Source organism: bacterium (genome assembly GCA_035527515.1).
Classification (GTDB): Bacteria; B130-G9; B130-G9; order B130-G9; family B130-G9; genus B130-G9.
Map to the genome: position 1 here is coordinate 21,628 of DATLAJ010000126.1, position 25,687 is coordinate 47,314.

Annotated in this window: 24 protein-coding genes; 8 read left to right on the forward strand and 16 right to left on the reverse strand. The window is 54.7% G+C overall.

The window, feature by feature from the left end:
- Positions 1-19: 19 nt before the first annotated feature.
- The 8 genes from VM163_10045 to VM163_10080 all read right to left on the reverse strand — a co-directional run bounded on the left by VM163_10045 (position 20) and on the right by VM163_10080 (position 9,369).
- Positions 20-703, reverse strand: coding sequence for a glycosyltransferase family 2 protein (locus VM163_10045; GenBank protein ID HUT04218.1), 684 nt, complete (start codon positions 701-703; stop codon positions 20-22).
- 252 nt (positions 704-955) lie between these two features.
- Positions 956-2,914, reverse strand: a complete 1,959-nt coding sequence (locus VM163_10050) for a nucleoside-diphosphate sugar epimerase/dehydratase (GenBank protein ID HUT04219.1) — start codon at positions 2,912-2,914, stop codon at positions 956-958.
- Between the two features lie 78 nt (positions 2,915-2,992).
- Positions 2,993-3,370 carry a response regulator gene (locus tag VM163_10055; protein HUT04220.1) on the reverse strand — a complete coding sequence of 126 codons (378 nt, stop codon included), beginning with the start codon at positions 3,368-3,370 and terminating at the stop codon, positions 2,993-2,995.
- Between the two features lie 55 nt (positions 3,371-3,425).
- Positions 3,426-4,433, reverse strand: coding sequence for a CpsD/CapB family tyrosine-protein kinase (locus VM163_10060; GenBank protein ID HUT04221.1), 1,008 nt, complete (start codon positions 4,431-4,433; stop codon positions 3,426-3,428).
- The gene (locus VM163_10065; protein HUT04222.1) at positions 4,430-5,881 is read right to left on the reverse strand and encodes a GumC family protein; all 1,452 of its coding nucleotides are present in this window, start codon (positions 5,879-5,881) and stop codon (positions 4,430-4,432) included. The genes VM163_10060 and VM163_10065 overlap by 4 nt, the downstream gene beginning before the upstream one ends.
- A 21-nt stretch (positions 5,882-5,902) precedes the next feature.
- Positions 5,903-6,787, reverse strand: a complete 885-nt coding sequence (locus VM163_10070) for a polysaccharide biosynthesis/export family protein (protein HUT04223.1) — start codon at positions 6,785-6,787, stop codon at positions 5,903-5,905.
- Positions 6,788-6,938: 151 nt separating this feature from the next.
- Complete coding sequence (locus tag VM163_10075) at positions 6,939-8,132, reverse strand: outer membrane beta-barrel protein (protein HUT04224.1); 1,194 nt, start codon at positions 8,130-8,132, stop codon at positions 6,939-6,941.
- A 265-nt stretch (positions 8,133-8,397) separates the two neighbouring features.
- Positions 8,398-9,369 (reverse strand): response regulator, encoded by a 972-nt coding sequence (locus VM163_10080; protein HUT04225.1) that lies wholly within the window; start codon positions 9,367-9,369, stop codon positions 8,398-8,400.
- 441 nt (positions 9,370-9,810) lie between these two features.
- Here VM163_10080 and VM163_10085 point away from each other — a divergent pair, with 441 nt between their 5' ends.
- From VM163_10085 to corA, 8 genes are all read left to right on the forward strand, one after another.
- Positions 9,811-11,961: a sodium-translocating pyrophosphatase gene (locus tag VM163_10085; GenBank protein HUT04226.1), complete on the forward strand. Its 2,151-nt coding sequence runs from the start codon at positions 9,811-9,813 to the stop codon at positions 11,959-11,961.
- Between the two features lie 111 nt (positions 11,962-12,072).
- Positions 12,073-12,801, forward strand: a complete 729-nt coding sequence (locus VM163_10090; protein ID HUT04227.1) for a rhomboid family intramembrane serine protease — start codon at positions 12,073-12,075, stop codon at positions 12,799-12,801.
- A gap of 647 nt (positions 12,802-13,448) precedes the next feature.
- Positions 13,449-14,402, forward strand: coding sequence for an NAD-dependent epimerase/dehydratase family protein (locus VM163_10095; GenBank protein HUT04228.1), 954 nt, complete (start codon positions 13,449-13,451; stop codon positions 14,400-14,402).
- A gap of 198 nt (positions 14,403-14,600) precedes the next feature.
- Entirely contained in the window at positions 14,601-15,827 is a 1,227-nt protein-coding gene (locus VM163_10100) for a hypothetical protein (GenBank protein HUT04229.1), read from the forward strand.
- A 267-nt stretch (positions 15,828-16,094) separates the two neighbouring features.
- Positions 16,095-17,108, forward strand: coding sequence for an ATP-binding cassette domain-containing protein (locus VM163_10105; GenBank protein HUT04230.1), 1,014 nt, complete (start codon positions 16,095-16,097; stop codon positions 17,106-17,108).
- Positions 17,101-17,895: an ABC-2 family transporter protein gene (locus VM163_10110; GenBank protein ID HUT04231.1), complete on the forward strand. Its 795-nt coding sequence runs from the start codon at positions 17,101-17,103 to the stop codon at positions 17,893-17,895. The genes VM163_10105 and VM163_10110 overlap by 8 nt, the downstream gene beginning before the upstream one ends.
- Before the next feature lie 50 nt (positions 17,896-17,945).
- Entirely contained in the window at positions 17,946-18,746 is an 801-nt protein-coding gene (locus VM163_10115) for an ABC-2 family transporter protein (GenBank protein ID HUT04232.1), read from the forward strand.
- 348 nt (positions 18,747-19,094) lie between these two features.
- Complete coding sequence (gene corA / locus VM163_10120; protein HUT04233.1) at positions 19,095-20,162, forward strand: magnesium/cobalt transporter CorA; 1,068 nt, start codon at positions 19,095-19,097, stop codon at positions 20,160-20,162.
- A 23-nt stretch (positions 20,163-20,185) separates the two neighbouring features.
- On the opposite strand, the gene VM163_10125 is transcribed toward corA, so the two are convergent.
- The 8 genes from VM163_10125 to VM163_10160 all read right to left on the reverse strand — a co-directional run.
- A complete protein-coding gene (locus VM163_10125; protein ID HUT04234.1) occupies positions 20,186-20,494 on the reverse strand; it encodes a hypothetical protein in 309 nt (102 codons plus the stop codon).
- A complete protein-coding gene (locus VM163_10130; protein ID HUT04235.1) occupies positions 20,491-21,633 on the reverse strand; it encodes a hypothetical protein in 1,143 nt (380 codons plus the stop codon). The genes VM163_10125 and VM163_10130 overlap by 4 nt, the downstream gene beginning before the upstream one ends.
- A gap of 190 nt (positions 21,634-21,823) precedes the next feature.
- Positions 21,824-23,104, reverse strand: a complete 1,281-nt coding sequence (locus VM163_10135; protein ID HUT04236.1) for an RHS repeat-associated core domain-containing protein — start codon at positions 23,102-23,104, stop codon at positions 21,824-21,826.
- A gap of 37 nt (positions 23,105-23,141) precedes the next feature.
- On the reverse strand, positions 23,142-24,155 hold the full coding sequence (locus tag VM163_10140) for a tetratricopeptide repeat protein (protein ID HUT04237.1): 1,014 nt from the start codon (positions 24,153-24,155) through the stop codon (positions 23,142-23,144).
- A gap of 25 nt (positions 24,156-24,180) precedes the next feature.
- Positions 24,181-24,375, reverse strand: coding sequence for a hypothetical protein (locus tag VM163_10145; protein ID HUT04238.1), 195 nt, complete (start codon positions 24,373-24,375; stop codon positions 24,181-24,183).
- A gap of 24 nt (positions 24,376-24,399) precedes the next feature.
- The gene (locus VM163_10150) at positions 24,400-24,984 is read right to left on the reverse strand and encodes an RHS repeat-associated core domain-containing protein (GenBank protein HUT04239.1); all 585 of its coding nucleotides are present in this window, start codon (positions 24,982-24,984) and stop codon (positions 24,400-24,402) included.
- A 41-nt stretch (positions 24,985-25,025) separates the two neighbouring features.
- Positions 25,026-25,391 carry a hypothetical protein gene (locus VM163_10155; GenBank protein HUT04240.1) on the reverse strand — a complete coding sequence of 122 codons (366 nt, stop codon included), beginning with the start codon at positions 25,389-25,391 and terminating at the stop codon, positions 25,026-25,028.
- A 107-nt stretch (positions 25,392-25,498) separates the two neighbouring features.
- Positions 25,499-25,687 (reverse strand): hypothetical protein (locus VM163_10160; GenBank protein HUT04241.1); only part of this gene is annotated, 189 nt, incomplete at its 5' end.

Below are 25,687 nucleotides of genomic sequence, written 5' to 3' on the forward strand. Positions count from 1 at the left end.
TATCCTGTCGATTCATTCGCTAACCAAACAGATTGTATCTGACAATACAGTAGATAGCACGCAGCCCATCCCGCCAGCCGATCTTCTTGCCCTCAGTGTATGTTCTGCCTCGATATGAGATGCCCACCTCGTAAACCCTGGCCTTTGCCCTTGCCACCTTAGCGGTTACCTCGGCCTCAAAGCCGAACCTGTTCTCCTTGAGGTCGAGTGATTTGATGAGCGAGGTCCGAAACGCCTTGTAGCAGGTCTCCATATCGGACAGGTTGAGGCCGGTGAGCATATTGGAGAATATCGTAAGTAATCGGTTGCCGATATAGTGCCAGAAATAGAGGACCCTATGCTCCTCACTACCCTTGAAACGCGACCCATAGACCACGTCCGCCCTGTCCTCGAATATCGGCCGTAGGAGTTTGTGATACTCGCCAGGGTTGTACTCAAGGTCGGCGTCCTGCACAAGAATGACGTCGCCTGTCGTCGCTGCGAGGCCCGTCCTGAATGCCGCGCCTTTGCCCATATTCCTATCGTGAAAGAGCAGCTTTTGGATGTAGCGCTCGAGCTTGGGATAGACGTCTCTAGTGCCGTCCGTGGAGCAGTCATCGACCACGATGAGCTCTGAGGCAATGTCAACCTCCGAGACACGTCTAACGATCTCCGCTATCGTGTTCTTCTCGTTATAGACAGGAATAATAACAGAGACCTTCATCTGGGCAACCTCCTGATAGTCCGCAGCAGTGCAACATAACCCAACACAGTCCTCAGCAGCCTTAATTTTGCTCTTACCAAGCTTCCTATGTCAATTCTGCGTAATCTGTGGAGAGGTCTTTCTCGTATCAGTCCAGATACAGCGGGGACATCTTGGGGTGTTTGTCCGCAGATTCAGGGGATTAGATGATGACGAACTGACTGAGGGCAGATGTCGCGCATCTCAACTTGTCAGATGCCCTCCGCCAAGCGCCTATTGTTTCTTCGCCTCGGTCAGGCCAGGATTTGCGTGAGCACCCTGCTTAAACTCCGCTCGCCCATCTGACTCCGCCGACTTGAGGACGTAACTCCTCAAAAGCGACATCTGATCGATTGGGCCCTCACCAACGAACTCCGGGACCATCAGTCGCATCGCTCTGAGCGCACCTTGAAGGTCTCCACGGCCCACGGCCTCCTTGAGCATGTCGATCAGTTTACGTGTCCTGTGAACATCCCGCTCCTCGCCGCCAGCTGCAAGGATGTCTGAGTGCTCCGTGGCTTGTAGGTTCTCGCCCTTCAGAAGCAACTCCTCGAAGAGCTTCTCCCCAGCTCTCAACCCCGTATAGACGATCTCTATGTCCTCGCCCGGGGTAAGCCCTGAAAGCCTGATCAAGTCCTTCGCAAGGTCAACGATCCGTATCTGCTCCCCCATCTTGAGCACGAATACCTCTCCCCCCTTGCCCATCGTGGCCGCCTCGAGAACCAGCTGAACTGCCTCAGGAATTGTCATGAAATAGCGCGTAACCTCGGGATGCGTAACCGTCACGGGGCCGCCCTGACGAATCTGTCGCATGAAAAGAGGAACTACACTGCCGGTCGAGCCCAACACGTTCCCAAACCTCACGATCATGAACGCCGTCTTCTGAGAATCTACGCAATCATGAACATATAACTCTGCCAACCGCTTCGAGGCGCCCATTATGCTAGTCGGATTAACCGCCTTATCCGTCGAGATCAGCACAAAGGACTCCGAGCCCCACTTAATTGCCGCCTCAGCGAGCGTTGCAGTCCCGATCACATTGTTCTTGAAAGCCTCCAATGCATTCCTTTCCATCAGCGGGACATGCTTGTGAGCGGCGGCATGGAAAATGAACTGCGGTCTTGACTCCCTGAATATCTCGTCAACGCGAACAGCATCCACGATGTCGGCTACCATTGCAGTGTGCCTGACCTTCGGCACCATCTCGCGTTCCAGCTCGTAGTCAATCGCATAGAGGCAGTTCTCAGCCTGCTCAACCAGAATCAGGACTGCCGGGTCGTACTTCGCCGCTTGCCTACAAAGCTCCGACCCTATCGACCCACCCGCACCGGTCACAAGAACCCTCTTACCACGGATAGATTGCAGTATGCGCTCCGCGTTCAAGCGAATCGGAGGCCTCCGCAGGAGGTCCTCGACCTGCACATCTCGAATCTGGTTCACGGAGACCATCCCCTTGATTATGTCCCCCAAAGGCGGCAGCGTCCTGAACTTGATGTCCGCCGCCTTGCAGACGTTAATGATCCGCCTAACCTGCGCCCCGCTGGCCTTTGGCATCGCGATTATGACCTCATCCACCTGCTTCTCGGCCGCTATGTTGCCCACCTCTGCGATTGAGCCCAGCACAGGCACGCCGTGAATCCGGTTCCCGACCAAGTCAGGGTCTTCCGTGATCAGGCCAACTAACTCCAACCCAACCGAAGGGTTGCTGAATATCTCCCTGATGAGCATCTCGGCGGGGTCTCCATCTCCAACGACTAACACCTTGCGACTCGCCTTCGGCTGCTCAGAGACAATCAGCCGGTAGCCTCTGGCAAGGAACCTCACCGCGCCGACAGCAAAGATCGTCAGCAACCAATCAATGATGAACACTGGGGCGGGACTGTCGGTGCGGCCATAGAGGATTATGACGACCATGATGATAAGAACTGTGGCTATGCACGTGGCTCGGATGATGACGAGGAGGTCGGCCATGCTGGCGTATCGCCATACGCCCCTGTAACAGCCCGAGAAATAGTAGGCGGCGAGTTTTATACCAATCACTAGAATAATCGTGTTTTGGAAGAGCCTGGCCTCCAGGTGCGGCAGCGGGAACTCAAACTTCAGATAGAACGCCAGAAGATAGCAACCTGCGATGGCCAGAGAATCAGCAAACATCAGCAGGAGTCTCTTCTCCCTGGACGTCAGATCACGCATTCAGCCATCCTTCTAACGCAGACCATATTCGTCGGCCCCAAGGCCTTTCTTGCAATAGTAGTGCCAAGCAAAACGCCTTTATCCCTTCGGCGGTGTTAGCATCTTCAAAATGCTCTGCACCTCTGAGATGCGAAAAGGCTTCACCATCACGGAGTTTGCCCCGAAGCTCAATGCCTTTTCGACCATCTCACGGTTTCTAACACCCGTCATGACGACTATGATCACCTCGGGAAACGCTGACTTGATTTTCTTGATCGCCTCGCACCCGTCCAAGACAGGCATGTACAAATCCATGAAAACCACATCGTATTTCTTGCTCTGGGCCATCTCGAGACCCTGTTGTCCGTTGTAGGCTACGTCAACGTGGTACTTGGCTTTCGGCAAAGCATCGACAATCACGTCGCATACCGGCTGCTCGTCGTCAACTACAAGAATGTTAAATGCCTTCTGCCGCATTTGAACTCTCCATCATTACGGCCAAACGAAACTGTTAGAGAACGATTCGCACTGCTCACGCCCGCCTTGGACGTGAATACGCATAGACCTTATAGTATGGCTTGTGGACATCAACCTCGTTGAGAACCGCTCCCAAAACACGACACCCAACGTTCTCAAGCATCTGCACCGCTAGCGACATCTGTTGCCTCGAGGTCCTCCCCGCCCTGATGACAAGGACAACGCCGCCCACAATCGTGCCCAGCACGACCGCGTCCGTCAGCCCAATTAGAGGAGGTGAGTCCACGAGCACCACGTCGAAATCATCTGACAACGTCGCCAACAGCTCTCGCACCGAGGAAGATGACAATATCTCGGCCGGATTCGGCGGCGTGGGCCCACTAGGAAGAACATGTAACCTCTCGAAAACCGTGTGGCTGATGGCCGAATCTGGGTCCAGGCCGTCAAGGACTACGTTCGTAACGCCCAGGGAGTTGTCGACCCCCATGAACTCATGAAGCACAGAGTGCCTGAGGTCCATGTCCACAAGTATCGTCTTCTTGCCAGCGTTGGCCAGCGCGATGCCTAGATTCGCGACGATAGTGGACTTCCCCTCACTTGCCGAGGGGCTAGTGATAAGAAAACTGTTTACGCCATCCTGCTTCATCTGAACAAGGAGATTAGTCCTGAGAGCCCTGTATGCCTCAACAGAAGGGTCCTCGCTCGTGAACACATCCAGGCCCTGAAGGAGCTGCTGCTCATCCACGCCTTTGGCAAGCCGCATCATGTGCTTGCGACTCGTCTGCGCAAACAGCAGCTGTTCCTCGGCAGAAGAGACGCCGGTGCCCTCCCTGATATCAAGCGCGCAGCCAAGCCTCTCAAGTTCCTCCTTCGCCGCCTGTGCAGAGTCAAAATTCATTCTGCGAAATGAAAACGGAGGGCTTTTGATAGCATGTTCGATCTCTTCCATCCTGGCGCCTTTGCAGAACTTGGAGAGCTTCTCGATGATCGCTCGAACATCAGCGTCCGACGATATCTCCTTTACACAGACCATATATGACTTCTGCGGCTTATCTTTTTTCATTGCCTCTCTCTCCGCCCGCCCTTACGAGCCATCTGTGCCCTGACGTTGGCAAAACTGAGAGCTCGCTCTGTCCCCGACTCAAATCTGGGAATCACGCCCACTACCCAAAGTCCCAAGTGCCGCTCGATGTCCTCCGGCGTCTTGTACGTCATCTCAAGATAGTCCAGCAGAAACGCCAAACCCGTGCCCACCAACAGGCCAATTATCGCAGCAACCAACAACTTGAGGCCCAACTTCTGGGAGACCGGCGCCGTAGGGACAATCGCTGACTCCACAACGCTTATCTTACGTCGATTGACAGCGCTCTCCAGTGCGCTCTTCTTCTGCCGCTCCGCCAGCAGGTCGTAAAGGTCTTTTGAACTAGTTACTTCACGCTCGAGGATCGAGTATTGAAGCTCCATGGCGTTGAGCTTTTGAACTTCCTCCTTGTAGGTCGCAAGGGTTCCAGAAAGGGACTCATCGATCTTTTCCAGACTCTGAACCTTGTTCCGCTGAGTCCTGATGATCTCCATCTCCCGACTCTCCAGCTGCGCCTCGAGCGATCGTATCTTCTCCTTCAGGTCCAGTATGACGGGATGTTTTGGCCTGTACACCCCCAACTTCTCTTTAAGCTCCATCTTGACCTTATCGAGCTCGGACCTGAGATCAGCTATGCCAGCCGAACCATAACTCCCAAAGGTCGCCGTCGCGGCCACCGGCCCCAGCTTCAGTGCCTTCTCGAGCGAGGACAGTGCGAGCTCCGTATTCATCCTGTCCAGGCGGGCCTGAAGCTGCGCACTCGACGTGGTCTGTAACTTGGACGCCAGCTCGTTCTTTCGCTCCTGTAGCCCAATAATGCCCTTCTCAAGCTTGAAATCCTGGAACTTCTTCTCCGCCTTGTTCACATTCTCGCGCATCTGGACAAGCTGCCTGCCAAACCAGTCGAGCCAACTCTTCGCCTCGGCCACCTCACGATTGTGGGTCTGGTCAATGTAGGTCTGGGCGACCAGGCTGGCAACCTCAGCAACTTTGGCGGGGTCAGGCCCTTCCACGGTAATCTCTGCTAACGCCGACTCGGACGACTTATAGACTTTAACCTTGTTAAAGTCGATTGTGATGTTCTTCTTGAATTGCCCGATCCGAGCCAGCTTCTTACTCTGCGAAAGGCTCTCATAGTAAGGGTCAAGCTTTCTCAAAACCGAATCCATCACGGGCCTACTGAACAGAAGTATCCTCTCTATCTCTGGTTCGATCCCCGCAGCCTGCGTCTCCAACGCCCTGATCGGCGCCCCGCCCTGCTCAATCAAGACCTTCGCACTTGCCTCATAGACAGGTTCTGCCCTCATGAACATTATCCCCGTGGGAACGACCGTGACAAGGACCGCAAGGACAACTATCCAAAGCTTCTGCCGGACTACCGCCAGATACTGCCTGAGGTTGATCTCTTGATACTCATCGTGTTCGGCCATCAATTCCTCCCCACTTGATCGCTAGAATATCGAACGAGGGACATAGACAACATCGCCGGGTTGAAGCAGTAGGTCTGCGCTCTGGTCGCCACCCTCTATGATCTCATTGATGTTGACCTTCAACGTGACAAGTTTCCCATCCGCCGCCTTTCGCTTGACCTGAACGCGAGACCTGGCCGCGACCTCCGTGAAATTGCCGGCCTTCAGTATGGCCCGAAGCGCGGTCAGACCTTTCGAGTAAGTAATGATCCCAGGATTCCTCACTTGACCAAAGACCAAGACATTACCCTCCTCGGAGCCAGAGAACTCCCTAGCGTGCTCACCCGACAAGACGTAGATGATGTCGCCCGCCTTGACCGGAACGTTCAACTTGCCGCTCGTGTCGTTCATCAACTCGAGAAGGTTGAATGTGTAGCGCTCGGGTGTCCGCAGCCGCTCCGCGCTTTCGCCTGAGCTGGGCAGCCTAATGAGAAATCCCGTCTTATTGAACCCGTTGACTGGCCCACCAGCACGGATTATCACGTCTTTGAGAAGCTCGCTCTCCGCCTGAAGATAGTAGGTCCCTGAGCTGGCGATCTCGCCCACAAGCCTAACCTTGTGACTCTTGCGCGCCTTGAGCGTAATATAAACTCTGGGCGAGACCAGGTAATCAATGCCGAGCAGCCTCTCGACCTTTTTTGAGAACTCAGTAAGTGTGAGACCACCCGCCCTAACCTTGTTTACCATAGGAAGCATCACGGTCCCCTGAGGAGTAATCGCAACGTCAACTGACTCCCGATACCCTCCCTTCCCGCTGATCACCACCGAAAGCTCGTCGTCAGGTCCAAGTGTATAAACCTTGTCCGACAGCTCAGTCTGCAGCGGCGCCGCAACCATTGGCTGCGAAAACGCAGAAGGCTGCCCCAAGCTCTCTGCCTCAGGGAGCGTGCTAGCTGATTTACGCTCGTGACAACCCAGAGCGCCTAGTAAGATTGCTACACAGAAAACAAACAAAACAAACGCGGCTCTTCTAGCCAAAATCACCCACACCCATGGAACGAGCATTGAAGTTCTCAACTTATTTCGCAAACGAATACTCGACGTAAACAGAAGCCTCCACGACGTGCTCATCATACTCGTATGTTTCTATTGTCGAGTCAACTTTTGCAAAAGTATAGCCTCCCCTTATCGACAGCCATTTGAACAGCTTATAGCCAAGTTTGGCCGACGCCCGATAAGCATAATCCCTCCGATCGCTCTCCCCCTCGTACTTCCGGCGCTGGACACCCCCGTCGAACATCGCCTCTATCCGGTCAAGAAACACCTGTCGGACTGACGCATCGATGCTTCTGCTCCTGTAAAAAGTCCCCGTTGCCTGGTCACTCGGCACATAACTGGCGCTGCCAACGATCTCCGCGCGGGTGTCCTCGCCGAGGTCCCTTGCGATCCTCAGAAGCCCACTGAAGCTCGATCTGCCCTTCTTTGCCTCATCCGAATCGCCCTCACTCTTGAACGTCGTGGTCTCAAACCCTCCCTCACCCCTGATAGTGGTATCAATGCCGACAAGCTTGGTCTCAACATAAACTCTTCCCGAGTAATCGTAGCGATCGGTCTGATTCTCTGTCTCGTTGTCCACCAACCCCCAATCACCCGTAACCCCGATCTCCGTCTGCATTCCTAACCTGTAGCCAGCGCTGCCCGTAACAGAGTTGTCCTCTCGGTTGCTGCTCCTGTCAACCTCCCTGCGGGATATCATGTTGCTCGACCTGTGCCCCAGCGTGAAAACCAGCCTCGACCCGGGCGCATACCGCACCGTCTCATTCGTGGAGTTCTCCATAAACCGTCTGTCGAGACTCGGAACGTCCGAGCGCGACTTCGTACCCACCACCGAGTCGGTCACCCGATCCGAGATGGCGAGCGACAGTTTGTCCGTGAAGTGCAGAGTTCCCGCTAGCTCGCCCAGATGGCTTTTGAGGGAGTAGTGCTTTTGGCCTGAAGGGTAATAAACCTTGTAATAGGGCTCGTAGCGCAGGCTGAAGCTCCCGATGTCCGAAATGTAACTAACACTTAGTGAGGGGGAGTATTGCACCGCGTACGAGTCTTTAACATAGTCCTCGCTCGTCCTCTCGTTCGAAAGCCAAGGGTTCCGCTCATACATCCCGGATATCTCCAGGCTCGTCTTGAACGATAACGACCTCTGCGCAAAAGACGTCGTAAACAGACCAAGAGGCAGCGATGCCGCCAAAACAAATACTGTTACTTTGAAGTTCATGCTTGCTCCACGTCCCGATGAATGCTCAGTTGCCATACAACTTCCACTTTGCCGGTCCGTGCTCGTTAGACCCTAATGTTAATGCCACTCACCGCTCATAACTGCGGATGACCTGAAAGATACATCGTAAAGCCCGTCGCCCGGTTCTGCAAGATGGCTAAGCGGGTTTGACAAACATAACGCCTCGACCTTTGCTCAAAACAGAACGCGACAGCTCTTGCCCCGGACTCGAAGAGAAACCTGCCGCCAGTTAGATGCGCAGCGATTATTCCTGGGACTTGTGCTCCTTCGAAAAACGCTTCTGTTCCCCCTCGGGCGTGAAGGAGTAGCTGCGAGACGAGAAAACAAGCCCCGTCTTACCCTCAAAACCCTTTGCGATGAGGATACCTCTTGACCTCAAACTGTTGGTGAGGCGCTGTATCACATGTTGCCTCGCCTCCTCGCTGGTCTCAGGTAGGAGCAACAGAATAGACGGGTGCTGAAAGGTGATTAGGTCGGAGCCCCTTATGTTCGGGCGAATGATGCGCAGGATCATCTTGGTCAACTCGGCGTCCTGCGCAACTCCGAACTCAGCCCGCGCCTGAGCGAGGTCCTCGAGGTTTATTTTCACCATCGAGACAGACCTGCTGTACCTCATCGCCCTGTCGAGCTCCTCCTTCACTCGCACCGCGAAATACGCCGCTGTCTGGCAGCCATATTCCACGTCCAGCGGCGGTGATGCGAGGTCCGCCTCCTCCCATACCTTGCCGAGAAAGGAGCGAACGTCGCGCGCCACCATGTCTCGACTGACCCCGGCCGCCTCCAATGGCGCCTCAGCTTCGGCCGCCTTGACCTCCTGCTTCGCCAACGCCTCCTCTCTAACCTTGAGGCCCATGTCGATCAGCGAAAGCAGTTCCCTGTAGGAATAAGGCTTCTTCAGGAGCGCATCGAACACGTCCCCCGGATAGTGCTCCCTTAACGCATAGGGACTGCTGCCCGTAACCAGTATGCAATATGTATTTAAGCCGAGGGATTTAACCTGCGTGATCAGGTCAATGCCATTCATCACCGGCATCGAGAAATCAGTCAAGAGCAGGTCACAGTCGTTCTCCTTGATGAACGCGAGCGCCTGCCTGGGCGAGACGAATGTCTGGATGTCGCACTCTGATCTCTCGAGTCGCAGGATATCCGCAGTGAGGTCGAGCATGGTTTCGTTGTCGTCAACACAGACTATCCGGACCATCTTTTCACCGACCAAACCTAATTAACTCAGCAACATTCACTTTCTCACTCCAATCCTCGGGCTCAGGGGAACACTAAACCCGTAAAGAGCCTTATGCACCGGGCGGATCGCAAAGCTGGCAAGACAGATAGCTGTCCGCAACAGAAGCCCACGCTCCGCAATTTGCCCGCCTCATGTAGGATAATATGTCTCAAACCTGTCGCAAGTGTCAAGCTCGCCAAGAAAAGAACTGTATTGGGGCGTAAGGCTCGAGGCGGGTCCGTTTGAGTGGGTGGCTTGACGCAGTTTTGCTCTGCTGCTGGGTCCGCTTGTCAACAACCTTGCAATCGTGACTCCAAGATGTAGCATCACGTCGTTGTTCTACTGTTGAGGGTATCAGCGAATGAGCGTTCTTTTGCCGGGTTATCTTTACTTGCCCATGATGCAATAACTACTGGTGAAGGAGTATATGCAGCGATGACAGCTGACGATCTATTCTGGATAGCCCCGATCGGGTCTGCCCTGGGGCTCATCTTTGCATACGTATTTTACCGCCAGATCATGAAGAAGGCCGAGGGCGATCCTGAGATGATCAGGATCGCCGGTTACGTGCGCAAAGGCGCGATGGCCTACTTAAAACAGCAGTATAAAGTAGTGGCTGTGTTTTTTGTCTGTGCGGGTCTGGGCTTTGGCGTCCTTGCCCTCCTGAACATGCAATCCAAGTGGGTCCCGTTTGCTTTCTTCACGGGTGGTTTTTTCTCTGGGCTCTCGGGCTTCATAGGCATGAAAACCTCCACGAACGCCGCAGCAAGGACGACGTTTGCGGCGAAGCAGTCGCTCAATCAAGGACTTAATGTTGCATTCCGCGCTGGCGCCGTGATGGGCTTGACCGTTGTGGGTCTGGGGCTTCTGGACATCAGCCTGTGGTTCATAGTGCTCAGGAAACTGATGGGCTACAACCTCCACGTCGTTACGACCACGATGCTCTGCTTCGGGATGGGTGCGAGCTCCCAGGCGCTGTTCGCGAGGGTCGGCGGCGGCATCTTTACTAAGGCCGCAGACGTGGGGGCTGATCTAGTTGGGAAAATCGAGGCGGGCATCCCGGAGGATGACCCTCGCAATCCAGCTACCATCGCGGATAACGTGGGCGACAACGTCGGGGACGTGGCCGGCATGGGAGCTGACCTTTACGAGTCTTACTGCGGCTCGATACTGGCTACTGCTGCCCTCGGCGTCGCCGCTGGGCTTGGGATAAAGGGTGTGATCGCGCCGATGATCCTTGCCGCCGCTGGCATCGTGGTGTCAATAGTGGGGGTCTATCTCGTTCGGACAAGTGGCGAAGAGTCCCAGAAGAAACTCCTGGCCGCGTTAGGCCGCGGCATCAATACGAGCTCTTGGCTCGTGGTCATCGTTTCGTTTCTGACTGTCCTGTTCCTCATGCCAGATCATTTCGGCGTGTTCTTCGCGGTAGTCATTGGCCTGGCCGTGGGAATCATCATCGGAAAATCCACGGAATACTTCACATCAAACGCATACCGGCCGACGAGGCGCGTCGCCGAGCAGGGCAAGACAGGTCCCGCTACGGTGATAATCGAGGGTTTAGGAATGGGCATGCTTTCGACAGTTATCCCCGTGCTAACTGTTGGGTTCGGGACACTGGCCGCATACGGAGCGACCGGCGGATTCAGCAATACGGCTATGGGCCTCTATGGCATCGGCATCGCCGCAGTCGGGATGCTCTCCACGCTCGGGATAACGCTTGCTAGCGACGCATACGGCCCCGTCGCTGACAACGCGGGCGGTAACGCTGAGATGACCCGGCAGCCAGCTTTCGTCCGCAAGAGAACTGACGCACTGGACAGCCTGGGCAACACCACCGCCGCGACCGGCAAGGGTTTCGCTATCGGTTCGGCTGCCCTGACTGCTCTTGCGCTTCTCGCCTCCTATGTCGAGGAGATCAGAGTAGGTCTTGATCGCCTCGGGCAAGAGTCGCTCACGCTTATGAACAGCCAGGTGCCGCTGATGAGCGCAACGCTAGAGAACTTCATGGATTACTACCAGGTTCACTTGATGAACCCTCGCGTTTTTGTCGGGCTTTTTCTCGGAGCAATGCTGGTTTTGGCTTTCTGTGGGATGACGCTGAAGGCCGTTGGCCGGGCCGCTTCCGCTATGGTGGAGGAGGTGCGCCGGCAGTTTAGTCAGATCAAGGGCATTCTCGAAGGTAAGGCCGAACCTGACTATACACGTTGCGTTCAGATCGCAACCAAGGGCGCCCAACGCGAGATGATACTGCCGTCCTTGATGGCCATCATAGCCCCGATAGCGGTTGGTCTTGTGCTCGGCGTCCCGGGCGTTATGGGCCTTCTGGCCGGTGCCTTGTGCTCAGGCTTTGCCATAGCCATTTTCATGGCCAACGCCGGTGGCTCGTGGGATAACGCCAAGAAATTCGTCGAAGAGGGCCACCTTGGTGGCAAAGGCTCCGACATACACAAGGCCACAATCATCGGCGACACCGTTGGTGACCCGTTCAAGGATACCGCAGGCCCAAGTCTCAACATACTCATCAAACTAATGAGCATGGTCAGCATTGTCGTCGCGGGACTCATCGTCAAATACCACATCTTCTAAAGACGTTATGAACTATCGGCCGAGCAATGCGAGTCTGCGCTCCGCATGCCGAGTGCCTGCACTGGCTGCCAGCGAAGCATCTGTGGTGCTTGACAATGGGGCGATTCGGGAATGATCATCCCATACAAGGACGTCAACCCGACCGACTCCTTCCCATACGTCACGGTAGCAATTATCGCCGCAAACGCGGCCATGTTCCTCGGGCAGACCTACATGGACATCACGGAGGGGCCGGGCCATAGCGTGCTCAACTTCGGTTTCAGGCCGGTCGCATTACTTCATCCTGCCGAGGCAGTCGCAGCTGTCTCTCCAATTCTAACCCTCTTTCTCTCCATGTTCATGCACGCCGGCATAATCCACATCGCCGGCAACATGCTCTACCTCTGGATATATGGGGACAACGTGGAAGATGTGATGGGGCATGTCTTCTACCTAATCTTCTACGTCACCGGCGGACTTCTGGCCACGTTCACACACCTTCTCTTCAATCCCACCTCTAATGTCCCAATGATCGGCGCAAGCGGAGCGGTCGCCTCCGTCCTAGGTGCTTATCTCGTGTTATATCCACACGCCAAAGTCAAGACGCTCGTCTGGATATTTATTTTCATTACCGTTGTATATCTCCCCGCCTGGGCACTCATCGGCTTCTTTGTCGGCCTGAACCTGGTGATGGGTGTGATCAGTCTCGCCTCGCCCAGCGCCGGCGGCGTCGCATGGTTCGCACACATGGGGGGCCTGGCCTTTGGCGTCGCCATCGCGCTCCTGTTTAGAAGCGGGCTGCGACACGCCAGAAGAGACCACAGTAGTTTTAACCAATGGCCTAGTGAGTGGAGGCTTTAGGACCGTGGCTAGTTAGGTTGTCGGCTCCGCCGTCGCCATGACCATGCTGGACAGGTTCGCAGCTGGAGGCGCAGCTCGCCCCGTGATGGAATCGCAGGAGTTTCCCCAAAAGCGGCTGCCAATCTGTTGTGTTGTTGGCTGTGGGGCTTGGTTTTGTGCCAGAAGACAGTGGAATCGGGCTTGACGTCAGGTCGGAGGGGCAGAAGTCCCCTGAAAGGGGGCCACGTGGGTAGCCCCGTGTGAAACGCGGGGTACTCGTGCGGGAACACGACCCTCACCCCGAAGGCGTCGGACAATCTCTCGCAGATTGCCCGACGCCTTCGGGGTCTATTAAAAGATCCGTGGGTTGTACTCACGGCTACCCACATGATGCCCTTCTAGGGCATTGAAGCATCACTCTCGAACAGTCCCCGCATCCGGCCCACATTGCAGAAGTTTCTGGCGCCAGAATCCCTCAAACTCAGCCCGCCACCACGTTTGCAGCCGCACCAAGGCATGATGTTACGAAAACTCCTTGAGGAATCGATGTTGACAACCCCAAAGCGAATCAGAATACTGCTGCCCAAAAGTACATGATCCCCACAACCTCTCAGTGTGGGGACTGTTTGTGGCTAATATGAAGTAGACAACGTGTTATGGAGGAAGTGATGGAGCGAATCATGGTTATCGGTGCTGTCGGTCAGATCGGCTCTGAGCTGACTATGGCGCTGAGAGAGAAGTTTGGTAACGACAACGTGGTCGCCATCGGCCGCAAGACGAAACCCAGCGAAGAGCTGCTCAACTCGGGCCCTTTTGAGTTCAGTAACGTCCTCAACTACGACGAGCTGAAGGCCATGGTCCAGAAATATCGGATAGACACAATATATCTGATGGCGGCGATTCTCTCCGCCACCGGCGAGCAGAACCCGATGTTGGCCTATCGCGTCAACAACGGCGGACTCGTCAACGTGCTCGAGATAGGGCGCGAGCTGAAGCTCGAAAGAGTGATGATCCCAAGCTCAATAGCCGTGTTTGGGCCCGAAACGCCTCGTGATAACACGCCCAATGAGACCATTCTCAAGCCGAAGACGATGTATGGTATCTCAAAGGTCCATGGAGAGCTTCTCTGCGACTATCACTTCTACAAATACGGCCTCGATATTCGTGGGCTGAGGTATCCCGGCATCATCAGCTACAAGACGCCCCCGGGCGGTGGCACGACTGACTACACGGTCGAGATGTATCGCGCCGCGGCGGAGGGTAAGCCTTACACCTGCTTCGTGAAACAGGATACCGTCTTGCCAATGATGTATATGCCCGATGCGCTCAAATCAATCATGGATTTGGCCGAGGCAGACCTGGGCAGACTCAAACACCATTCGGACTTCAACGTAACTGCGATGAGTTTCAGCGCAGGCGAGCTGGCCGAGTCGATCAGGCAATACAAGCCCGACTTCAAGGTGAGCTATGAGCCCGACTTCAGGCAGGATATCGCCGACTCTTGGCCGAGATCGCTCGACGATTCTGCGGCCAGGGAAGAGTGGGGCTGGGACCCTGAATACGACCTGGAAGCTATGACAGAAGATATGCTGGAGAATCTACCGAAGGTATTGGGCATGTAGTCCGTCTGGCAGACACGCTTCAATCTCCTATCGAAGACTTCTCATGTCGCCTGTCCCTGTGCTTGATGCAAGGCCAGAAGACCCGAGGCGAACATCTCTTGGGGGCCACAGCGGGTTGACATGCTGGCTCTCGTTGACGTAACATATCGAGAAATCTCTTTAGCTTTTAATATCCACTGATTCTCAAAGGAGACGAAAATGGACAACAAACTCGCTAGATTCCTCCTCACAGTAGCGGCGCTCTGCCTCATCGCGGGCGGGGCGTTTGCGCAAGACCCATCCCTATCGATAACCACGAGCTCCTCCTCCGGGATTATGGGCCAAGACAGTGTCGATCTCTGGGTCGAGGCCGATAACTACGGACCGACTATCAACGTGGACGTCCACTTCGCGATCGTGGCGCCCACCGGTGCGATCTACGAAATACCGAGCTGGTTGACTGACCTCACCCCGCTCTTTCGGGACCTGACTTTGCCGCAGGGATTCAGCTTCGGGCCAGCAGTGCTCGGGAACTACGCGGTCGGCGATTTCCCACTGAACGTGGCCGGCAATTACCTCTTCGCAGCCGCATTCGCCGAGCCGTGGACGCCGCGATTCATTGGGGATATCTCTTTTGCATCATTCACAGTGAACGAGCAAGGCGCCTCAGAGGGCTCAAGCGGCGGATTGACTGTCGCACGCGAGAAGTCCTTCGACAGTTCTTTCACTCACGAGTGGACCACAGATGTCTCTGCTTCCGGAGTCTTTCTGGAAACCGTTAGCACGAGCAGAATCTCTAGACTGCCCCTGGTTGAGGGCTGCGAGGTGGCCACAACTGATTGGGGAAGCTGCACGGAAGGTATGAGATGGTTGGACGCCGGAGAGAAGATCGACATGCAGGGGAGCCCGCAGGGGAACATCGAGCTTCAGAAGTATGCTGAAATGGGTTACGTGCTATACCAGCCGGGACGCGAGCTCCAGGAAAGTGACTACGCCGGAGGCAATACCTACGCTTTCACGGGCTACGGCGGGCCAGACGTAGGAAGTTTCGATGTCTCGGTCATTGCGCCAAACATTTTAGACCTGTATCAGCCACAGCTGGACGCAACTCCTGCCATCGATAGGAGTCAAGACTTCGGTGTCCGTTGGAACGGCGCCGGGTCTGGGCAGGTTTACGTTACTATCAGCGCATACGACATCGACATGACCACTATGATGCCGAAGACCGTTACTACGTGCTCGTGCGTATTCGAGGACGATGGCGAGGCGCAGATTCCGGCGAGCATCCTAGGCCAGTTGCCGGCGTCATCGGGACTATTCGGCCTTTGGATGCCGAACTTCTCGATAGGGCGCTTCAATTACAACTATTTTGAGGCTGATGGTCTGTCCAACGGCGGAACGGTGGCGGCGAGCACCTCCGTTAGCGGAGGAGTTGAATTACAGTAAGCGACAATCTGGCGGAGAGCCTCCGCTCCCATGCCCTGGGCCGAGGCTGGCGTGGCCACACCAAAGCCCTGGGCCGAGGCGCCGCGTCCGCCGTCGCTTCGGCTGTGAAGGCGAGCTCCGTTTCGGTGCGAGCCGACCCAGTTCGTTCGCAGATTGAAGCAGCTATCCGAGTGCCGTGGGCACCCATGCGTGTCAGCGCTTGCCGACCAATTCCGCCGGCTGGATCTGGTTGAATAACTGCTGTGCCTCGGGAACCCTTGTATCGATGTGACAGAATCGATAGTTGTTGAGAATCTGACGAAGGCTTATCGGACGTTCGCGAGGCGCCAGGGGCTGCTGGGTGCTGCTCTGGACCTCGTGAATCGCCAGTATTCGCGGACGGTAGCTGTAAACTCGGTGTCGTTCGAGGTCGGAAGGGGCGAGATCGTCGGCTACATCGGCGCAAACGGCGCCGGCAAATCAACGACGATCAAGATGCTCACCGGCATACTGCGCCCCACTTCAGGTAGCGCCGTGATTAACGGCCTTGTGCCGTGGGAGCAGCGGAAGAGGCACGCGCGCAACATCGGCGTGATCTTCGGTCAGCGGACGCAGCTTTATTGGGATATCGCCGTTATCGAGACCCTCAACCTCCTGCGAAAGATCTATCGAGTGAGTAAGTCCGATTACGATAGGCGCCTCGAGGAGCTGACATCGCTTTTGGACCTGGCGCCGCTGCTCACTAAGCCCACAAGGAAGCTCAGCCTCGGCGAGCGGATGCGATGCGACTTCGCTGCGTCCATGATCCACGACCCACCGATTCTGTTCCTCGACGAGCCGACGATTGGCCTCGATGTCTCGGCCAAGTTCAGAGTGCGGGATGCTATCCGCCACTTCGCTTCGGCGCGAGGCAAGACTGTTCTGCTCACGACGCACGATCTGGCGGACATCGAGGACCTGTGCGAGAGGATCATCATAATTGACAAGGGCGGCATAATCTTCGATGGCCTAATAAGAGATATCAAAGGGAAGATGGGCAAGACGAGAAGGGCAGTCATTGACTTCCATGGCCAGGTCTCGACCTATACTGTCTCCCATCTGTTTGAGGGCAAACCGCTTGAACTTGAACAGATAACACCCGAGCAGGTTGGGCTGAGCTTTGAGGTCGAGGCAATCGCTCCGAGCGACCTCGTCAGGACGCTCTTGTCGAGGTTCTCGGTCAAAGACATCGTACTAAAAGGCCCCGATCTCTCCGATATCGTGCGGCGGATATACGATGGTAAGGAGCGGATTGATGCGTAGCCTCGCCGGGTCGCTCATCAAGGTCGGCATCCTGGAGACCCTTGCCTTCCGCCTGAAGCCACTGATGGACCTGTCCGCTTACCCGGTCATCATGCTCGCCAATTACTGCCTGTATTCTGCCATCTTTGCGAACAGCGAGATGGTCGCGGGATACACTGTCGCCCAGGCGATCACTTACATGGGCATAGCCTGGATGCTCAGGTCAGCCTTCAAGACGCAGACAGACCGGCTTATCGGAAACCGGGTTCGATCTGGCGATATCGCGCTGGACCTGATGAGACCCATCTACTACCCGTCGTTAGTCTTCTGGCAGGGCCTGGGCAGGTCACTGGGTCGAGCCCTCTTCATATCTGTCCCACTCGTTGTATTCAGCGCAGTCTTTCTCGACGTCTCAGCACCGAAAAACCTCCGCACCTGGGCTTTCTTTGCCGCAAGCGTCGCAATTGGCTACCTGATGGCATTCTCAATAGACCTGTTGGTCGGCGTCGCCGCCTTCTTCGTCGAGTACAATGTCGAGCTCTCATGGACAGTTGACATGACTGTCCGTCTGCTCGCCGGGCTTCTGATCCCGCTTGATTTCTTCCCTGAGAGAATCGCCGCAATCCTGCTCCATTCGCCGTTCAGATACATCTATTTCCTGCCGATCCAAATCTACCTCGGGCGCATCTCGAGCGAGGAGATAATTCCAGCTCTTATGACGGGGACGCTATGGCTGATTGGGATGCTCATTGCTGGACATGTTCTTTACTTGATCGGCACAAGGCGCCTGACCATCCAGGGCGGATGAAAGACATGTATATCAAAGGTCACTTTCTGAGTTAAGAGGCGGCAATACATGTGAAGAACCTTCCCCACATCATCAGTATCGTGGCCTCATTCATTGCGCAGCGTGCGAAGATGTCGATGGCGTATCGGTTCGATTTTTTCATAAGCACGGTGTCCACGATAGCGTTCGGCGTGATGAACATCTCGCTTCTTTACGCGATCTGCTCTAGAATTCCAACGCTTCTGGGCTGGTCGTTCTATGAGCTCCTGCTGATCTATGGATTAGGCGAGCTCAACTTCGGCGTGTTCGCCATGTTCTTCACCTTCCTCTATCGCGTGCCGTCGCACTACATCGTCGAGGGAAAGCTCGACCAGAAGCTCACCCGGCCTGTGCCAATCTACCTACAACTGGCTGCCGAGGGGTTCAATTTCAAGGACATAATCATAGTCGCAAAAGGTTTAGGCATCGTCATCTACGCCTCAGCACAACTCTCGCTCGACATCTCACTCTCTCGACAGCTGATGATTGCCTTGCTCTGCATGAGTGCGGTCGCAATCTACGCCTCGGTATTCACGATATTCGCCTCGTTCTCATTCTGGGTAATGGACCGAACGGGCTTCTTCAATCCCCTGTTTCCGATTAGCGACTTCTCGCGATTCCCATTGACGATCTACCCGCTTGGCATCCGCCTCTTCTTGACGTGGCTCATCCCCTTCGCATTCGTGGCGTTCTATCCCGCAACGGTCCTCTTGGACCGTGGTGAGTTCCTGACGATGGCAAGCATTGCGCCCCTCGTCGCACTAGTTTTTGTGCTTATCGCCTCGCGCGTCTGGAAAGCAGGTCTCGCCCGCTACGAGTCAACAGGCACCTAAGAGGGGCTCGGACCGCAGGGTCTGAGGGGGAAGCCACTGAGTTCTTGCCAATAATGTCGCATCGGCCTCGTCCCAATCTAAAGTCCGCATCTGATTCTGTCCAGCAATGGCGCTTGCCCAAGCTGCTCCCATCGCTTTGTCCGGCTGAAGGTCATGAGGGGTGTATTCCTTTGTGAGAATCAACGGCTTAAAAACACTGGAATAAGAAGCGGGAATGCGCCAATAATCGGATATTGCACAGGGACTTTGGTGCGGGATAAGCGCCTGGCATGGTGACGTCGGTTTGATTGCTATGCGGTCTGAAGAGACGTGGCAAACGGAAATATCTTCTCTGAAAGGAGAATCCTAATGCTGAAGCGATTCAGAAAATCATCCAGAACGGTCGGCTTGCCTCCGGGCACACCTGTTTACACGGGAGAGATAAGAAAAGAAGAGAAGGTCAGAATCACGCTCTTCAAATATGACGAGTCGCAATTCCAGGAAAGAGAAGTAGATGACATCGAGAGGGGCTTCCGGCTTTCGGAGAATCTGACCGTAAGCTGGATCAACATCGATGGGATTCACAGGCCCGAGATCGTCCAACAGGTTGCTCAGCAATTTGGCCTCCACTCACTGACAGTCGAGGATATCGTCAACATCCACCAACGTCCCAAGGTCGAGGAGTTCGAATCCTACGTCTTTGTGGTCCTCAAGATGCTCTATCTCGACGAGGCGACAGACCAGGTGATCGCTGAGCAGATTAGCATCGTACTTGGCTCGGGCTTCGTTCTGTCGTTTCAGGAACGTGAAGGAGACGTATTCAAAAGCATCCGAGATAGGATACGCGGCGCTAACGCACGCATCAGGCACAAGGGCGCCGATTACCTTGCTTATTGCCTAATTGACGCCGTTGTTGATCATTACTTCACGATTCTGGAGCGCATGGGGGACGATATCGAGAAACTGGAAGAGCAGATTCTGAGCGAGCCCTCAAGGGAGACGCTTCAAGGCATCTGGCGGTCTAAGAGCGAGATCATGTTCATCAGGCGATGCATTTGGCCATTGAGAGAGGTGATCGGTGGCCTTCAAAGGCTCGAAAGCTCACTTGTTCAGGAATCCACAAACCTGTTCTTGAGAGATGCCCACGATCATATCATCCAGATCATCGATACCGTTGAGTCCTTTAGGGACACCCTCACAGGGATGCTTGACACGTATCTTTCGACAATCAGCAACAGGATGAATGAAGTGATGAAGGTACTGACCATCATCGCAACGATATTCATCCCGCTGACTTTCATCGCAGGAGTCTATGGGATGAATTTCAAATTCATGCCGGAGCTCGAGTGGGGTTTTGGCTATTTCGCGGTTCTGATTGCGATGGGCATCGTTGCGTTAGGGATGGTAATCTATTTCTTCAGGAAAAAGTGGTTTTAAGTAGCGCTGAGCCCTGGCTCGCATCAGCCCGCGAGCCCAGCGACGAATCGCCTCAGTAGGCCCCAACTAAGCCGACCGGAGAGCGAGGACCAAAACACGGAGCTCATCCGGTCGAAGGGATCATAGTTGAACGCCTTAGTGTCGCCGCCCGCCTGCTTGGCGGTCTTATCCGTCATGGAGAGAGGCTCATCAACCCACGGCCCGTGCGTGTATTCTTTATTCACCGTTGACCAGTCCGAGTTATACTTCTGAATGACGTCGTTTCTATCGTAGAAGAACTTACGCGTGCCCGAGGCGTCCGTCAAGCTGAGGCGCTTGCCATTCTGAATCACGGTGTAAAGCTGGCAATGACCTCCCCGCCGAGCCTTTGGATCACAATCTCACGCGAGGTAGAATCGTAATAGACCATCTCCATAAGGTCCACATCCCAGGCTGAGACCCTGAGCGATGTCGGTTTCGGCAGAACTACTCTCTCAAGCAGCTCACCGCTGATACTGAAGACCCTCGCGCCGACCACCATCTTCGTTGTGCCCGGGAGGCCGTCTTTCTGAGATTGACCTTCTGTTTCGAGGAAGCCTATGTTGCCCGACGCAATGCCGGCTTTGAACTGGTCACCAACCCAGTCCACTAGCATTCTCAACTCTCCTGTCGCTACGTCGTATGACCAAAGAGCAGGCGCGCTTCCCACTTGGGCAAGGTTCTGTCTCGAAAAGAACACCCTCCTAGCATCAGCCGTGATACCTAGCAGCTTCACAACCCCATCAGCTATGGCCCTGCCATCCTGACAAAGCACTCCCGGGGCGTTTGGTCTCTCAATGTCAACGCCCGCCCAGACCATTTGGCGGTCCTTGAGCAAGAACATCCCGTCTCTGACGTGACGCACACCGTCAGGTGCCAACTCCGTTTCAGCCGTTCCGACCGAAACTAATACATGCTTCGATTGGTCCGAAGAATCCGGAGCAATGTCAATCGATATTGCAGCAAGACGACCGTCTAAGATGTTGTAGCGATCGAAGCAAAACAGTCTCTTATCCGGCGCGCCTTGAATTAACTCGCAGCATTGCATAGTCATGGGATCGAGTTGCCATAAGGAAGTCATGGCTTCGTGGCCGCCGTTGAATGTGGTAAAGCAGTACGGGCCATTTGGCGCTGTCATGACAAACGTAGGCAACTGCCTCTGACCAGAAGTGAAGATGTCGCACAGCCGTTTTCGCTTCACGTTACCTTCGGGGTCCCATGAGAATCCCCGTACCGACCCGTTTGTGAATCTGGGGAAGCCCATCGAGTCTTTGGCTGGGCGGAGCTTCACATAAAGTGCCTCCCTCCTCCCCGGAATGATCGCGAGCTCTGACACAGTGACGGGCCCTTGACGCGGCTGCGTCAAAAGAAACACTACGAGGAGGATACCCAACAAAGCGGTGCCCATAACGAACTTCAAGACTACCCGCCCAGATGATGCAGATTCAGGCATGTCGTGGGCTTCTCCTATGGTCTTCACCGGGCGAAGCAACAGTTCAATCGGAGCCAAGCTCTTCTTTCCATCGATCAGGGTGATAGTCTTCTGACCGTGAAATGTCTATTCTTCCGGACCTGCAAACGAGTCCTCGCGCAAGCGAGGCGAAGGAGACCCAGCCTAACCAACCTACCCGGAGGCGTCATTGCTAGAAGAAAAGGTCCCAAACCGATTTGATGGTCCAGACGGCCGCTCCAACGTAGGCCCACACCTTCTCCCCTATTTCAGTGTCGTTCTTTGCTGCAAGGGCGAAGCCCTTTGCAACGTCTTCAGCACTCCCGCATTTACCCTTGCCATCCTTACCCACATATCCGATCACATCTCCATTCTCGTCGTAGAGCGGCATCTCCTCGTCTCCGTCCTTCTCCTCGTCCCAGTCTCGCTCCTCGTTGCCCTCCTCGCTATCCTTGACCTTTATGCTTCCGTCTTCCTTCTTAGTCGCTTTCTTAGTCATGAAAGCCCATATCGGATCCCAGCATGGAGGTCGCACGCCAGGGCCACACGGCCTGGCGCATGATTCTGCATCCAATCCAATTGACGCCCCGGCAATCAGGCCAAAGGGATCGGTGAAGTTGGTGGGGGAGTTGTGGCAGTAGGCGTAGAGGCTGCCGAGGGAGAAGACGGGGTCGCGGCTGAAGAAGCGACCCAGGGATTGATTGTAATACCTCGCCCGGTAGAAGTAGTTGCCCATCGCCTCGTCATAGACCCGGCCCGTGAAGCGATACATGCAGTCAACATGGCCAGAGTGATACGTCGCGGTGGGCTGGCCGAAGGCATCATACGAATACGTCGTTTTGAGGTTCTCGTTGCTATCCATGATGTTGATTATGGAGCCGAGCCGGTCCTTCATGAGGTAGTGCGTATCTCCCGCCTGCGTCTTTGTTTTATCCGTCATGGAGAGCGGCTCGTCAACCCACGGCCCATGAGTGTATTCTTTATTCACCGTTGACCAGCTCGAGTCGTATTCCTGAATGACGTCGTTACCGTCGTAGAAGAACTTACGCGTGCCCGAGGCGTCTGTCAAGCTGAGTCGCTTGCCGTCGGGGCCGTAGGTCATTGATTGGAGGGTGTTTCCGCCTTCTGAGACCGAGGTCATGCGATCGAACGGATCGTAGGCGAATGTCTTAGTGACACCGCTGGTTGTCTGCCCTGTAAGGTTTCCATTATCATCGTGCGAATAGGACGTGCCTATCGTGCCCTCGGTTGACTGCGTGAGCTGGTCGGCGGCGTTGTAGATGTAGGAGATAGTTGCGTCCGAGCTCCGCGCCCACTGCGTCCTGTTGCCGTTGTCGTCGTAGCTGAACGCGTCGGTATTACCCGCCGGATACGACGCCTCGGTCAGCTGCCCCTCGGCATCGTAGGTGTAGTCCGTTTCCCCAACGTTGTATTCGTCTTTCTCGGTTACGCGCGCACAGGCGTCGAATGTCAATAAAGACCACAAACAGCAAGGGGAAATCAGTACATTCCTAATCTCCCGAAGCGTCGGCTGAAGCGACGTTCTCTAGCATCCCCTCAAGTCTCGTGATGTCTGCTTGGGCATATTCGACTTCGCATCTTTCAGTGAGGTCCGCATTGTCCACGAATCTCTCGTAGCTGTCAATGGCCTCACTTAATCGGCCCAATTCTTCCAGGACCCTCCCCCTTAGAAGGTGAGCTATAGCATAGTCAGGCACCAACGCTATTGCTCTATCGCAGTCGGATAACGCCTCGGCATATCGCCCTACTTCTTTCAGGGCGCAGCCGCGGTTGTAATAGGATTTAGCGTCATCATGATCCAGCGCGAGTGCCCGTTCGAAGTCGCTAAGAGCTCTATCATGTTGTCCCAACGTTTTGAAGCATATCCCTCGATTGCAATACGCACTCGCGTGCTTCGGATCTACCGATAAAGCCCTGGTGTAGTTCTCAATGGCTAGGTTTGTGAGGCCCAATTCCACGTATGAGTTACCACGGTTGTAGTATGCTTTAGCATACCTTGGATTGAGCTCTACCGCCCTGTCATAGTCCGCAATTGCTTTGTGAAATTCACCGGACTGTCTGTATGCCGCCCCTCGAAGTAGGTAGCCCGAGAAACTAGCAGGTCTCAGGCGGATCGCATTGCTGCAATCGGCAACGGCCTGCTCCGACATTCCCATTTCTAGATAGACATAAGCCCTCTTGAGATAGGCCTGGAAATACTCTGGCTCCACTGCTATTGCCCGTGAATAGCTTGCTATAGCTTTGCCATATTCATGCTCTGCCTCCCACCGTTTCCCGTCCGAGTAGTGAAACTGCGCATTGTTCTCTTGACAGCCTGAAGCTAGAATGCAGAATGCGACAGCAACTGACCCACAGAATACCCGAATTAGCCGATGACCCCTCGACTGCTCTCGAGAGCCAACCGAAGGGCTGCCAAGATGTCGATTCCTGCCTATACACAGGGACTCTAGTGGCCTCCTCGTGTCCCCATGTGAGCAGAACATGACGTTACGCAAGGCTCTCACACCAGCTCTCTGACACGCATCGTGCTCATTCCCATCCTGGTCCCGACCCCACCCATCTCATCTCGTTTTCTTCCCCCTCGGGTGGATCACCGCTTGGTGGATCGTCATCGTTGTCGTCTATTGGCGGCTCTTCGTCGATCTGGTTGCCCTCATCGTCAAACAAATCTATCTCGTCACCATAGTAATCGTCTTTATCTCTGTCTTTGTAATTAGGGTCCATCCAGGACCTATACTCGAGTGCCACTCACCAGAAGCCATATACATCCATTAGCTCCATAAACATCAACCAGTCAAAACCATCTCCAGAATCACCATCTGAGTCATAATCAATACTGGACTGCCATGCTGGAGGATCGCCAGCGCTTGCTCTTGGCAGATGGAAAGTCCATGACCAGTCACTGGTTGAGCCCGAACTAGCATCACCTCCGCCCGTGTCTCCTCCCCCTCCGGCCGGGTTAGGGTCGGGTACAGAGAACGTCCCACTCGGGTCGGTGAAGTTTGCGGGGGAGTTATTACAGTAGGCGTAGAGGGACTGGAGGGAGAAGATGGGGTCGCGGGAGAAGAAGCGGCCAAGCGATTGGTTGTAGTAGCGAGCACGGTAGAAGTAGTTGCCCATCGCGTCGTCGAACACTCGGCCTGTGAACCGATACATGCAATCGACCTGGCCGCTGTGATAGGTCGCGGTCGGGTCGCCGAACGCGTCGTAGCTGTAGGTCGTCTTGAGGGTCTCGTTTTCGTCGAGGATGTTGATGATCGAGCCGAGGCGGTCCTTCATTAGGTAGTAGGTGTCGCCCGCCTGGTTGCTGATCGCGTTGCTGTGGTTCCCCAAGTGCGGCTTCTCACTTTTGTTGGACAGCAAATAGAGAGCATTCATGACCCATGTTGGGTAAGCTCGCGCGATACTTCATTAGCACCCATATCTCGCAGCTTTTCACCGATCCTCTTAAGGGAGATGAGGTATGTAATCGGCATTATAATGCCACTCAATACAATAAGCCCACACGGCATGACCGCCAGTGGCAATATACGCATAATTCGTTTCAAAAGCGGAAGCCTGAAATATGGGGAGGAGGTTGTGACGTATGCGTCAACAATGAAAAAGATGCATAAGAGTGCCACCAGAATAACATTAGCCACCGTAAAGAAGAAGCGCCAGCGGCTGGAGGCCAGCTTATCAATCAATTCCATTGTTCGTTTGCCCTGCCGATCAATCAGAAGTTCCCAAAACCAAGCCAACGCGCGTCTCCCCTTTTCCTTAAATACTCAGTCCTATTGCATCCCTAGCGCCACATAATACAGGCAATTGGAAGGACCGTAAACCCTAAGATAAGACCTTTTGAAGGTTACCAGAGATCCCAACTGTTGTCAACTCTAAGCCGCCAGGCCATTTTACTGAAGACGTAGCTTGCCGTCCCAAAGTAAATACTCATCCCGAAAACCCCAGGGCCTCCTAAAGGCGACAAAAGCGCATATTCGATTGAGAGAAAAAACAAAGCGTCCGAATACAGATTGTAGTTATCGGCTATTTCCTT

Excerpts from the sequence above, each read along its gene's own strand:
- corA (HUT04233.1), top strand. The coding sequence starts at position 19,095 with ATGCTGAAGCGATTCAGAAAATCATCCAGAACGGTCGGCTTGCCTCCG.
- VM163_10075 (HUT04224.1), bottom strand. The coding sequence starts at position 8,132 with ATGAACTTCAAAGTAACAGTATTTGTTTTGGCGGCATCGCTGCCTCTT.
- VM163_10110 (HUT04231.1), top strand. The coding sequence starts at position 17,101 with ATGCGTAGCCTCGCCGGGTCGCTCATCAAGGTCGGCATCCTGGAGACC.
- VM163_10065 (HUT04222.1), bottom strand. The coding sequence starts at position 5,881 with ATGGCCGAACACGATGAGTATCAAGAGATCAACCTCAGGCAGTATCTG.
- VM163_10145 (HUT04238.1), bottom strand. The coding sequence starts at position 24,375 with ATGGACCCTAATTACAAAGACAGAGATAAAGACGATTACTATGGTGAC.
- VM163_10050 (HUT04219.1), bottom strand. The coding sequence starts at position 2,914 with ATGCGTGATCTGACGTCCAGGGAGAAGAGACTCCTGCTGATGTTTGCT.
- VM163_10055 (HUT04220.1), bottom strand. The coding sequence starts at position 3,370 with ATGCGGCAGAAGGCATTTAACATTCTTGTAGTTGACGACGAGCAGCCG.
- VM163_10060 (HUT04221.1), bottom strand. The coding sequence starts at position 4,433 with ATGAAAAAAGATAAGCCGCAGAAGTCATATATGGTCTGTGTAAAGGAG.
- VM163_10045 (HUT04218.1), bottom strand. The coding sequence starts at position 703 with ATGAAGGTCTCTGTTATTATTCCTGTCTATAACGAGAAGAACACGATA.
- VM163_10085 (HUT04226.1), top strand. The coding sequence starts at position 9,811 with ATGACAGCTGACGATCTATTCTGGATAGCCCCGATCGGGTCTGCCCTG.
- VM163_10100 (HUT04229.1), top strand. The coding sequence starts at position 14,601 with ATGGACAACAAACTCGCTAGATTCCTCCTCACAGTAGCGGCGCTCTGC.
- VM163_10090 (HUT04227.1), top strand. The coding sequence starts at position 12,073 with ATGATCATCCCATACAAGGACGTCAACCCGACCGACTCCTTCCCATAC.
- VM163_10095 (HUT04228.1), top strand. The coding sequence starts at position 13,449 with ATGGAGCGAATCATGGTTATCGGTGCTGTCGGTCAGATCGGCTCTGAG.
- VM163_10130 (HUT04235.1), bottom strand. The coding sequence starts at position 21,633 with ATGCCTGAATCTGCATCATCTGGGCGGGTAGTCTTGAAGTTCGTTATG.